Genomic DNA, 12410 nt, shown 5'->3' with positions numbered 1-12410 from the left:
TTCTCGATCGCGTTGGTCCTAAAGGAATAGGTTGGGGTCAACGGTGTTGCCGTTGAGGATGACGCTCAGGTGCAGATGAGGCCCGGTCACCCGTCCGGTCTCCCCGACGGTTCCGATTGCCTCGCCACGCTCTACCCACTGGCCCTTTTCGACGTCCATCTCGTCCAGGTGGCAGTACATGGTGACCAGGCCGGCGCCGTGGTCGATGAACACGGTCTTGCCGTTGAAGTAGTAGTCTCCGGTCTGCACCACGCGGCCGGCCTCGGCCGCCTCGATGGGCGTGCCGGTGGGGGCGGCCATGTCGAGGCCATTGTGCGGATTGCGGGGTTGGCCGTTGAGAAAACGCCGCAGCCCGAACGTGGCCGAAACCCGGTGCTCTGCGACCGGGGTGTGCAGGTGCAGCCGCGGCTGGGTGTCGACCTCGCGGCTGCGAAAGGCGGCTCGGATCTCGCGCTGTTCGGCCCAGATGCGCTCCAGCGTCTCCTCGGGGGGTGTGACCATGTCTTCGTCGTCGATGGTCAGGTGCTGCTCCTCGTAGTCGATGGGCTCGACTTCGAAGGTGTGCGGGGTCCCATCCACCTTGAGGGTGTGGGTTCCAGGGTCGGCGTCCAGGCCGATCCCCACCACCGCCTGCCAGCCTTCCGGCGTGGAGCGCACCATCACCGGCTCGTCGTCATAGCGTACATCGCCCGGCCGCCTGTCGGTCTCCAGATCAACCCGTGCCACGCCGCCGGGGACGGGCCAGTCGGGCAATGGGGCGGCCTGCAGCGCAGAGGCCAGCAGCAGCCCGACCGCGGCGGCGAGTGCCGTGACTGCTTTTCCGACGCGGGGGAGCAAGGATTCAGTCGGCATCGGGCAACGGGTCCTCCGTGGTGCGTCTGGCTTCGACCCGACAGTCTAGCGCCCCGTGCGCCAGGCGGGCACGGATGCGCTCGCCCACCTCCACGGCTTCGGCCTGGCGCAGGATGGCGCCGTCCTGCACCCGCTGCACCACCGCGTAGCCGCGCTCCAGCGTGGCAAGAGGGCTGACCGCGTGCAGGGCACGGGAGGCGGTGCCGAGGCGCTGCTGCGAGGCCTCCAGCCGGCCACGCACGGACTGACGCAGCCGCTGCGCCAGCTCTTCGATCCGCCGGCGCTCGTGGGCCGTGCGCCGGCGTGGATCCTGGACCTGAAGCCGCTGCCTGGCGGTTTCAAGCCGTGCACCCCGCATCTCGAGGGCCTGTCGGCCCAGGCGGTGTAGCCGACTCTCCAGCTCGTCGAGGCGTTGCGCCCGGTCGCGCAGCCGCCGTCCCGGGTGCTGTGCTGCCAGCCGGCGCTGGAGCGCCGCCAGCTGTTCGGCGTCGCGGCCGAGGCGCCTTCGCGCGGCGGTCTCCAGGCGGTGGCCGATGCGCTCGAGTCGCTCCTGCCAGGCGTGCCGGTCCGGTGACAGGGTCTCGGCGGCGGCCGAGGGGGTCGGCGCGCGCAGGTCCGCCGCCAGGTCGGCGATGGTGACATCCACCTCGTGGCCCACCGCACTGACGACCGGGATCGGACAGGCGCGGATCGCCCGGGCCACCGACTCTTCATTGAAGGGCCAGAGATCTTCCAGCGAGCCGCCGCCCCGGGTCAGCAGCAGGGTATCGACCTCGCACCGGCGGCCGGCGAGCTCCAGGGCCCGGACGATGGCCGGTGCGGCAGCATCGCCCTGGACCGGTACCGGGTAGACCAGCACCGGCAGCGCCGGGAAGCGCCGCTGCAGCACCTGCAGCACATCGCGGATGGCGGCGCCGGTCGGCGAGGTGATGACCCCGAGCCGGCGCGGCAGGCGGGGCAGGGGGCGCTTGCTTGCCGCGTCGAACAATCCCTCGGCGCCCAGGCGCTGCTTGAGCGCTTCGAAGGCGCGCTGCAGGGCCCCCTCGCCGGCCGGCTCGAGGTGCTCGATGACCAGCTGAAACTCGCCGCGGGCGGGATAGAGGCTGGCCTTGGCGCGGACGCGGATCTGGTCGCCGTCGGCGGGCCGGTGCCGAAGCGCCGAGGCGCGGCCGCGGAACAGCGCACAGCGGACCTGGGCACTGGCATCCTTAAGCGTGAAATACAGGTGCCCGGATGAGGGCCGGGCCAGGTTCGAGATTTCGCCCTCGACCCAGATGGACGGCAGGACCGTCTCGAGCATGCCCCGCACCTCCTGGTTGAGCTGCGAGGGGCTGTAGACGGCGATATCGTCGCTGCGGCGCTCCATACTCGGCGGCGGCTCGCTCCCGTTGGCTGATTACAACCTACACGCCGCTATCGCCCATGGGAAGTTTGTTGAGTGGGGGTGCTGCTGCACCGTAAAATACACTGCTCTTTTCCATCTTCAGACAGCGTCTCCGCCCGAGGTCCCGACACCATGCGAATCGCCCAGGAAGCCCTGACTTTCGATGACGTTCTTCTCCTTCCCGCTGAATCGCACGTGCTCCCTCGGGATGTGGATCTGAGCACTCCGCTGACGCGCCGAATTCAGGTTAACGTCCCGCTGGTGTCCGCAGCCATGGATACCGTCACCGAGGCGCGACTGGCCATTGCCCTGGCCGAGCAAGGCGGGCTGGGCATCATCCACAAGAACATGACCGTCGAGCAACAGGCCGCCGAGGTGCGCCGGGTCAAGAAGTTCGAGAGCGGGATCATCAAGGAGCCGATCACTGTCTCGCCCTTCATGACCATTGGCGAGGTGCTCAAGCTCACGCGCCAGCACGGCATTTCGGGGGTCCCGGTGGTCGACGGTGAGGAGCTCGTCGGCATCGTGACCGGGCGTGACCTGCGCTTCGAGAGCCGGGTCAGCGAGCCGGTCTCCGTGGCCATGACGCCGAAGGAGCGGTTGGTCACGGTGCGCGAGGGGGCTGAGCGCGACGAGGTGCTGAGCAAGCTGCATCAGCACCGCATCGAGAAGATCCTGGTGGTCGATGACGCCTTCCGCCTGCGCGGCATGATCACCGTCAAGGACATCCAGAAAAGCCAGGACTTCCCCAATGCCTGCAAGGACGAGCACGGCCGTCTGCGGGCCGGCGCCGCTGTCGGGGTCGGTGAGGGCACCGAAGAGCGCGCCGAGGCGTTGGCCGCTGCGGGGGTGGATGTCCTCGTGGTGGATACCGCCCACGGTCACTCCCGCGGGGTCATGGACCGGGTCCGCTGGGTCAAACGGCACTACCCCGATGTCGAGGTGGTGGCCGGGAACATCGCCACCGGCGATGCGGCGAGGGCGCTGGCCGAGGCCGGTGCCGACGCCGTTAAGGTGGGCATCGGCCCGGGTTCGATCTGTACCACCCGCGTTGTGGCCGGGGTCGGGGTGCCCCAGGTGACGGCGATTTCCAACGTCTCCCAGGCGCTGGCCGGGACCGACGTACCGCTGATCGCCGATGGCGGCGTCCGCTTCTCCGGGGATGCCGCCAAGGCGCTGGCCAGCGGGGCGCACACGGTCATGATCGGCAGCCTGCTGGCCGGTACCGAAGAGGCGCCGGGCGAAGTGGAGCTCTACCAGGGGCGTTCCTACAAGGCCTACCGCGGGATGGGGTCCCTCGGGGCCATGTCCGGTAGCCAGGGGAGTGCTGATCGCTACTTCCAGGAGGGGTCGCAGTCGGTGGACAAGCTTGTCCCCGAGGGGATCGAGGGCCGGGTGCCCTACAAGGGGAGCATGGTCACCATCGTCAACCAGCTCATCGGCGGGATCCGGGCCAGCATGGGTTACGTCGGCTGCGCCACCATGGAGGAGATGCGTACACGGCCGCAGTTCGCCCGCATCACCGGCGCCGGCATGCGTGAGAGCCACGTCCACGACGTGACCATCACCAAGGAAGCGCCCAACTACCGCGTCGAGTAATCAATCGGAGCCGTTGCCTGTGAGCGAGCAGTCCGGGGCGGATATCCACGCCCACCGCATCCTTATTGTCGATTTCGGTTCGCAGTACACCCAGCTCATCGCTCGTCGCGTACGGGAGTGCGGAGTGTACTGCGAGATCCGCGCCTGCGATGCCGATGACCGGGCCGTGCGCGACTTCGCACCGTCCGGGGTGATCCTCTCCGGCGGCCCGGAGACAGTCACCGACGCTGAGACCCCGCGCATCCCCGCGGCCGTGTTCGAACTCGGAGTGCCGCTGCTCGGGATCTGCTACGGCATGCAGGCGATGACCGCCCAGCTCGGCGGGCGCGTGGCGCCGTCGGATCACAAGGAGTTTGGGTACGCCCAGGTCCGGGCGCGGGGGCATTCGCGGCTGCTGCGCGATATCGAGGACCACGCCAGCGCGGACGGCTTCGGTCTGCTCGACGTCTGGATGAGCCACGGCGATCGGGTCGAGGTGCCGCCGGAAGGCTTCCAGGTGATTGCCGAGACCGAGGCGGCGCCGGTGGCCGGCATCGGCGACGACGCCCGCGGCTGGTACGGCCTGCAGTTCCATCCCGAGGTCACCCACACCGCCCAGGGCGGCCGCATCCTCGAGCGGTTCGTGCGCGAGATCTGTGGCTGCCCCGGCGACTGGACACCGGGGAACATCGTCGAGGATAGCATCGCGCGGGTGCGCGAGCAGGTTGGTGATCGCCACGTGGTCCTCGGGCTCTCCGGCGGTGTCGATTCCTCGGTGACGGCCGCGCTGCTGCACCGGGCCATCGGTGAGCAGTTGACCTGCGTGTTCGTCGACAATGGCCTGCTGCGCCTGGGCGAGGCCGAGCAGGTTATGGCCACCTTCGCCCGCCACATGGGGGTGCGGGTCATCCATGTCGATGCCGAGGATCGCTTCCTGGCCGCGCTGGCCGGGGTCGAGGACCCCGAGGAGAAGCGTCGGATCATCGGCAACCTGTTTGTCGAGATCTTCGACGAGGAGGCCGGCAAGCTCGAGGACGTGGAGTTCCTGGCCCAGGGCACGATCTACCCCGATGTGGTGGAGTCGGCGGGCAACGCCGGCGGCAAGTCCCACGTCATCAAGTCGCACCACAATGTGGGTGGGCTGCCCGAGACGATGAAGCTCAGGCTCGTCGAACCGCTGCGCGAGCTGTTCAAGGACGAGGTGCGGCGCGTCGGGCTGGAACTGGGGCTGCCGGCGGATATGCTCTACCGTCACCCCTTCCCGGGGCCGGGATTGGGGGTGCGGATCCTGGGCGAAGTCCACAAGCGCTATGCCGATTTGCTGCGGCGGGCGGATGCGATCTTCATCGAGGAGCTGCGCCGATGGGACTGGTACGAGCGCACCAGCCAGGCCTTCGCCGTCTTCCTGCCGGTGCGATCGGTGGGCGTGACCGGGGACGGCCGCCGCTACGAGTACGTCGTCGCCCTGCGCGCCGTTGAGACGGTGGATTTCATGACCGCCCGCTGGGCGCAGCTCCCCTACGAGTTCCTCGACCACGTCTCGCGGCGCATTATCAACGAGATCGACGGCATCTCGCGCGTGGTCTACGACATCTCCGGCAAACCCCCGGCCACCATCGAGTGGGAGTGAACGGGGCATCGGACGACGCGCAGTGGATGGCGCGGGCGCTGGAGTTGGCCCGGTGCGCCGCCGGGCAGGGCGAGGTGCCGGTGGGGGCGGTGGTGGTCCGCGACGGGGCGCTCCTCGGCGAGGGCTGGAACCACCCCATCGCCAGCCGGGACCCGACCGCCCACGCCGAGCTCAACGCCCTGCGTGCCGCCGGCCAGGCCGCCGGGGCCTACCGTCTGCCCGGGGCCACCCTCTACGTCACCCTTGAGCCTTGTTTCATGTGCGCCGGGGCCATGATCCATGCCCGGATCGGTCGGCTGGTCTACGGCGCCTCCGATCCGAAGACCGGCGCCTGCGGCGGTCAGTTCGATCTGCTCGGCCTGCCGGGGCACAACCATCGCGTTGAAGTGACGGCCGGGGTCTCCGGCACTGTGGCCGCCGAGCTGCTGCGCGAGTTCTTCCGCGCCCGGCGCTAGCTGTCCCGGGCCGCGTCGACGCTCTGGCACCGGCGCGGCTATAGTCACGGTATGCACGACGACGCCACCACCATTGTCCCGTTCCGGGGCGGCGCGCTGGAGCGCGCTGCCTGGGACCGGCTGTGGGACGCTGCCGACAGCGGCTGCGTGCGCCGGGCGCTGGGCGAGCGGCGGGTTCGCTATCACCGCCGGGTTGAGCAGGAGATGGCGGCTTTCGCGCGCCTCGGATTGGAGCCTGGCGTACTCCTGGAGCTTTCCTGGGTGGTTCAGGACCTGGCGGCCCGCGGCGTCACCTTCGGCGCGGGCTACGGCCCGCAGAGCGGCTCCCTGCTGCTCAACCTGCTCGGTCTCAACGGGATCGACCCCATCGATCACGGGCTGCCGTTCCTCGGTTTCGGGCGCGAGCTGGAGGCGCGGCGCCTGCACTTGCGCGTGGCCAGCCGTGCCGAGCAGGCCGAGCTGACCTCGGCACTGCGCCGCGGTGGCCCGGCGCCGGCCGACGCGCCCGAGCAGGGGATCGAGGTCGTGGTCGGTCATGAGCCGACACTGGCGCTGACGCGCGAGATGGCCCGCCTGGCGCGGGCGCTGAACGGCGGGCGTGACTGCGATCCTTTGCGCTGGGCCTACCCGTGGGATGACCCGGACACGCTGCGTCTGATCGCTCGGGGCGAGACCGCCGGCATCCCCTTGCTGGAGGGGGCGGAGCTGCAGGCGCGCCTGCGCGAGGCGGCGCCGCGCAGTCTGGAGGAGGTGACGCAGGTCGTGGTGGTCGCCCGGGACGGGGCGCCGCAGGGCCTGACGGAGCGTTACCGGGCGGCGCGCACCGGCGCCACCCGCCCGCCGCTGTCCCACCCGGAGCTGGAGGACATCCTCAACCCGACGGCCAACGTCTGGCTCTATCGCGAGCAGGTCATCGTGGCGCTGGCGCGGTTGCTCGGTTGCGAGCTGGCCGAGGCCGTGACGCTTGCACAGCGGCTGAGCGAGGAGGGGGCCGACGCTCATGAGGGTGAGTTGTCGCGCCAGCTGGGCGAGCGCATAGCCACCCAATGTCAGCTGCCTCACGCCCGGGGGCTCTACCTGCTGCGCACGCTCCGTCAGGCACTGGCCCAGGTGGTCGATCGTGCGGCGGCGCTGATCGAGATCACCGAGGCCTACCGCCAGGCCTACTACCGGGCGCGCTATCCTGCGGTGTTCCAGGCGGCGCGTCTGAACCGGGCGCTGCAGCGGATTACCCCCCGCAACGGCGTCCGCTACGGCGCCGGTGGAGGGCCGGAAGGGGTGGCTTGCCCCCATCGCGAGGCACTCGTCGATCTGTGCCGGGAGGCGCTTAGTGACGGGGTGATCGTACTACCGCCGGATATTAACCGCAGCGACTGGGGGTTTCGTCCCTTGGACCGGGATACGGTCCTCTTCGGCCTTGGGGCCGTTGCGCAGATCGATCGGCAGACCGCCGAGCGTCTGGTGCTTCGCCGCCGGGGCGGCGAGTACCGCAGCGTGATGGACCTCATCATCCGCGGTTTCGGGGGTACGGCGCCGGCGCAGCAGATTGAGCCGCTGATCTTCTCCGGTGCATTGGATCCGTTCGGCCGGGATCGCTGGCGGTTGCGCAGGGAACTGGACGAGGCGCGGGTCGGCCAGGGGTGGCAATACGCCGCGGATGGGTGGGCAAGCTCCTCTGTGCCGGGCGGTTTGGATGCTTGGGGGGGTGTCGACCCCGGGGAGGGGTGGGCCTTCCAGCGCGAACTCGACGTGCTCGCCTGTGTCCCGTCACGTCAGTACTTTCCGGAATCCGCGTCGGCCGAGCAGCGCCTGCGTCCGGTCCGGTGACCCTGCGGGGCCGGGGCTTGAATTCGCCGCCGATCTCGCGCACAGTATGCCCACGCTAACGGCCGACGCGGTCGTATAGGCATGTAAAGGAAGGTGCCGAGACCCGGAGTCGCTCGACGGCCCGCGGCTGGCTCGGCATCGTCAAATGGGCCTAGGCCCCTGTCCGAGACACGCCCCGCACGGTGCGCGGGCGCATGCCGCACAAGAACCATCGGAAGCAGTAGAGAGGCGAACAATTCGCAACCTGCCCAAGCGTTGGCGGTGACGTGGAAGTCTCCGATCCGAAGCGGGGCACTGTATCCATGGCGCGCGTGCGCCGATAGGGAAGATCGCCAGACAGAGGTGACCTATGAGTGTTCAGACTGAGCAGGACTTCGGGGCGGACCCGACCCAGGTGCGGGACACCGACCACTACACGGAGGAGTACGTCGACGGGTTCGTGGACAAGTGGGACGACCTGATCGACTGGGACAGTCGGGCCCAGAGCGAGGGTGACTTCTTCATCCAAGAGCTCAAGAAACGGGGTGCCAAGCGGGTACTCGACGTCGCAACCGGCACGGGTTTTCACTCGGTTCGTCTGCGCGAGGCCGGTTTCGAGGTCGTGAGTGCCGATGGTAGCGCGGAGATGCTGGCCAAGGCCTTCGAGAATGGGCGAAAACGTGGCCATATTCTGCGCACCGTCCAGGTCGACTGGCGATGGCTGAACCAAGACATCCACGGTCGCTACGACGCCATCATCTGCCTCGGCAACTCCTTTACCCACCTATTCAACGAACGCGACCGCCGCAAGACCCTCGCCGAGTTCTACTCCGCCCTCAACCACGACGGTGTCCTGATCCTGGACCAGCGCAACTACGACGGCATCCTGGATCACGGCTACGACTCCAGCCACACCTACTACTACTGCGGAGACGACGTCTCGGTCTATCCCGAGCACGTGGACGACGGGCTGGCGCGGTTCAAGTACGCGTTCTCCGATGGGTCGACCTATTTCCTGAACATGTTCCCGCTGCGCAAGGAGTACACGCGGCGGCTGATGCGGGAGGTCGGCTTCCAGAAAATCGAGACCTACGGCGACTTCAAGGAGACCTATCGGGACGCCGATCCGGACTTCTTCATCCATGTCGCCGAGAAGGCCTATCGGGAGGAGGAATAACCTGATGAGTCAGTATGATGACGAGGCCATCGAGGTGGCCCGCCAATATTACAACAGTCGCGATGCGGACAACTTCTACTTCCACATCTGGGGTGGTGAGGATCTGCACGTCGGCATCTATCATGACGAGGACGAGCCGATCTTCGACGCCAGTCGTCGGACCGTCGAGCGCATGGCCTCGAAGCTGAGCAACCTGAGCGCCGACAGCTACGTGCTGGACGTGGGCGCCGGTTATGGCGGCGTGGCGCGCTACCTGGCGCATACCTACGGCTGCCGTGTGGTCGCCCTGAACCTCTCCGAGCGCGAGAACGAGCGCGACCGGCAGATGAACAAGGAGCAGGGCGTCGATCACCTGATCGAGGTGGTCGATGGTGCCTTTGAGGACATCCCGTTCGACGCCGAGACCTTCGACATCGTCTGGTGCCAGGACTCGTTCCTGCACAGTGGTGATCGCCCCCGGGTGATGAGCGAGGTGACCCGTGTGCTCAAGAAGGGCGGCGAGTTCATCTTCACCGACCCGATGCAGGCCGACGACTGCCCCGAGGGCGTCATTCAGCCGATCCTGGACCGGATCCACCTCTCCACCATGGGCACGCCGAGCTTCTACCGCGACGAGCTGAAGAAGAACGGCATGACGGAGCTGGAGTTCGAGGACAACACGCCCCAGCTTCCGCGCCACTACGGCCGTGTCCACAAGGAACTGGAGCGGCGCGGGCACGAGCTCGACGGCATCGTCTCCGACGATTACGTCGCCCGCATGAAGAAGGGTCTGCAGCACTGGGTCGAGGGTGGCAACAACGGCTACCTGACCTGGGGCATCTTCCACTTCCGGAAGGACTGATCCCGCGCACTTATCCATTTCTCCCGGGCCGCGCGCGGCTGCGGCCGCGCCGCCGGGTTTGTATAACCTGAGAATCCTTAGCGAGAAGGAGTAACCATGAGCAAGCGCTACCTCTTTACGTCTGAGTCGGTGTCCGAGGGCCATCCGGACAAGATGGCCGATGCCATCTCCGATGCCCTGCTGGACGAGTTCCTGCGCCAGGACCCGAAGTCCCGCGTCGCCGCCGAGACCATGATCCAGACCGGCATGGTCGTCGTTGCCGGCGAGATCAAGACCACGGCCAAGATCAACGTCGAGCCGCTGGTCCGCGACGTGGTCCGGGAGATCGGCTACACCAGCTCGGACATGGGCTTCGACGCCGACACCTGCGCGGTCCTGAACGCGCTGGGCGAGCAGTCGCCCGACATCAACCAGGGCGTCGATCGCGAGAAGGAAGAGGAGCAGGGCGCTGGCGACCAGGGCCTGATGTTTGGCTACGCCACCAATGAGACCGACGTGCTCATGCCGGCGGCCATTCACTACTCCCATCTGCTGGTCAAGCGCCAGGCCGAGGTGCGCAAGAACGGGAAGCTGCCGTGGCTGCGCCCGGACGCCAAGAGTCAGGTCACCTTCCAGTACGAAGGCGACAAGATCGTTGGCTGCGATGCGGTGGTGCTCTCCACCCAGCACGACGAGACCGTGGACCAGAAGACCGTCCACGAGGGCGTGATGGAGGAGATCATCAAGCCCGTGCTCGGCAGCACCGGCTGGCTGACCAACGACACCAAATACCACATCAACCCGACCGGGCGCTTTGTTACGGGCGGCCCGCTGGGTGACTGTGGCCTGACCGGCCGGAAGATCATCGTCGACACCTACGGCGGCATGGGTCGCCACGGTGGTGGCGCCTTCTCGGGCAAGGACCCGTCCAAGGTCGACCGTTCGGCCGCCTACGTCGGCCGCTATGTGGCGAAGAACGTCGTCGCCGCCGGCCTGGCCGATCGTTGCGAGGTGCAGCTCTCCTACGCCATCGGCGTCGCCGAGCCGACCTCCGTCAACGTCGAGACCTTCGGTACCGGCAAGGTCGACGAGGAAGTGATCAACAAGCTGGTCCGCGAGAACTTCGACCTGCGTCCGTACGGCATCCTCAAGATGCTGGGTCTGGAGCAGCCGATCTACCGCCCGACCGCCGCTTATGGCCACTTCGGCCGCGAGGACATCGACGTGCCGTGGGAGCGCACCGACCGTGCTGCTGCCCTCAAGGACGCCGCTGGCCTCAAGTAACTGAATACGCAAGGAGTAACTCGATAGCATGAGTAATCAAGACTACAAGGTTGCCGATATCTCCCTGGCCGACTGGGGCCGCAAGGAGATCAAGATCGCCGAGAGCGAGATGCCGGGTCTGATGGAGACCCGGCGCGAGTTCGCCGCGCAGAAGCCCCTCAAGGGTGCGCGCATCGCCGGCTGCCTGCACATGACCATCCAGACCGCGGTCCTGATCGAGACCCTGCAGGAGCTGGGGGCCGAGGTTCGCTGGTCCTCCTGCAACATCTTCTCCACTCAGGACCAGGCGGCCGCTGCCGTTGCGGCCAACGGCACCCCGGTCTTCGCCTGGAAGGGCGAGACCGAGGAGGAGTACTGGTGGTGCATCGAGCAGACCATCAACGGTCCGGACGGCTGGAAGCCGAACATGCTGCTGGACGACGGTGGTGACCTGACCGCCGTGATCCACGAGCAGTACCCGGACATGATGAAGGACATCTACGGTGTCTCCGAGGAGACCACCACCGGCGTGCACCGTCTCTACGAGATGAGCCGCAAGGGCGAGCTCGGCATGCCGGCGTTCAACGTCAACGACTCGGTCACCAAGTCGAAGTTCGACAACCTCTACGGCTGCCGTGAGTCGCTGGTCGACAGCATCAAGCGCGCCACCGACGTCATGATCGCCGGCAAGGTGGCTGTCGTGGCCGGCTTCGGCGACGTCGGCAAGGGCTCGGCGCAGTCGCTGCGTGGCCTGGGCGCCCAGGTGTGGGTCACCGAGGTCGACCCGATCTGTGCCCTGCAGGCCTCCATGGACGGCTACAAGGTCGTCACCATGGAAGAGGCCGCCCCGGTGGCCGACATCTTCGTCACCGCCACGGGCAACTACAATGTGATCACCCACGATCACATGAAGGCGATGAAGGACGAGGCCATCGTCTGCAATATCGGCCACTTCGACAACGAGATCGACGTGGCGAGCCTGAAGCAGTACAAGTGGGACGAGATCAAGCCGCAGGTCGACCACATCGAGTTCCCGGACGGCAAGAAGATCACCCTGCTCGCCGAGGGCCGTCTGGTGAACCTGGGCTGCGCCACCGGCCACCCGTCCTTCGTGATGTCCAACTCGTTCACCAACCAGGTCATGGCTCAGATGGAGCTCTACAACAACCCTGGCAAGTACGAGAAGGACGTCTACGTGCTGCCCAAGCACCTGGACGAGAAGGTTGCGGCGCTGCACCTGGGCCGCGTCGGCGCCAACCTGACCCGTCTCAGAGAGGAGCAGGCCGAGTACATCGGCGTCTCCGTGGATGGGCCGTTCAAGCCGGAGTGGTACCGCTACTAAGCCGGTAAGCCACTACGGCTTGACCGACAGACCCGGGGGCGGCCCAGCAGCCCCCGGGGTCTCGGTTGAGCGCCCAGAGCGTTCAGCGTTCAGCGTTCGGGCC

At 67.4% G+C, this 12410-nt stretch carries 10 protein-coding genes; 8 read left to right on the top strand and 2 right to left on the bottom strand.

The window, feature by feature from the left end; genetic code table 11:
• Positions 1-18: 18 nt before the first annotated feature.
• On the bottom strand, positions 19-852 hold the full coding sequence (locus LRG10_RS00810) for a peptidoglycan DD-metalloendopeptidase family protein (protein ID WP_238632509.1): 834 nt from the start codon (positions 850-852) through the stop codon (positions 19-21).
• A complete protein-coding gene (gene xseA, locus LRG10_RS00805) occupies positions 842-2218 on the bottom strand; it encodes an exodeoxyribonuclease VII large subunit (RefSeq protein WP_201242946.1) in 1377 nt (458 codons plus the stop codon). The genes LRG10_RS00810 and xseA overlap by 11 nt, the downstream gene beginning before the upstream one ends.
• Before the next feature lie 150 nt (positions 2219-2368).
• On the opposite strand from xseA, the gene guaB reads away from it, so the two are divergent.
• The 8 genes from guaB (at position 2369) to ahcY (ending at position 12307) form a co-directional block, all read left to right on the top strand.
• Positions 2369-3835 carry an IMP dehydrogenase gene (guaB, locus tag LRG10_RS00800; RefSeq protein WP_201171214.1) on the top strand — a complete coding sequence of 489 codons (1467 nt, stop codon included), beginning with the start codon at positions 2369-2371 and terminating at the stop codon, positions 3833-3835.
• Between the two features lie 19 nt (positions 3836-3854).
• The gene (gene guaA, locus LRG10_RS00795; protein WP_201171202.1) at positions 3855-5444 is read left to right on the top strand and encodes a glutamine-hydrolyzing GMP synthase; all 1590 of its coding nucleotides are present in this window, start codon (positions 3855-3857) and stop codon (positions 5442-5444) included.
• Complete coding sequence (tadA, locus tag LRG10_RS00790; protein ID WP_338018466.1) at positions 5441-5899, top strand: tRNA adenosine(34) deaminase TadA; 459 nt, start codon at positions 5441-5443, stop codon at positions 5897-5899. Before guaA ends, tadA begins: the two co-directional genes overlap by 4 nt.
• A 51-nt stretch (positions 5900-5950) precedes the next feature.
• On the top strand, positions 5951-7726 hold the full coding sequence (locus LRG10_RS00785) for a hypothetical protein (protein WP_238634426.1): 1776 nt from the start codon (positions 5951-5953) through the stop codon (positions 7724-7726).
• A 349-nt stretch (positions 7727-8075) separates the two neighbouring features.
• Complete coding sequence (locus LRG10_RS00780; protein ID WP_201171175.1) at positions 8076-8882, top strand: glycine/sarcosine N-methyltransferase; 807 nt, start codon at positions 8076-8078, stop codon at positions 8880-8882.
• 4 nt (positions 8883-8886) lie between these two features.
• Entirely contained in the window at positions 8887-9723 is an 837-nt protein-coding gene (locus LRG10_RS00775) for a sarcosine/dimethylglycine N-methyltransferase (protein WP_201171173.1), read from the top strand.
• Between the two features lie 96 nt (positions 9724-9819).
• Positions 9820-10986, top strand: coding sequence for a methionine adenosyltransferase (gene metK / locus LRG10_RS00770; protein ID WP_201171171.1), 1167 nt, complete (start codon positions 9820-9822; stop codon positions 10984-10986).
• A 28-nt stretch (positions 10987-11014) separates the two neighbouring features.
• On the top strand, positions 11015-12307 hold the full coding sequence (ahcY, locus tag LRG10_RS00765) for an adenosylhomocysteinase (protein ID WP_201242169.1): 1293 nt from the start codon (positions 11015-11017) through the stop codon (positions 12305-12307).
• Positions 12308-12410: the final 103 nt, after the last annotated feature.

The organism is Halorhodospira sp. 9628, assembly GCF_022228075.1.
In the GTDB taxonomy this organism is placed as follows: Bacteria; Pseudomonadota; Gammaproteobacteria; order Nitrococcales; family Halorhodospiraceae; genus Halorhodospira; species Halorhodospira halophila_A.
This window is presented reverse-complemented; position numbering and strand designations above follow the sequence as displayed.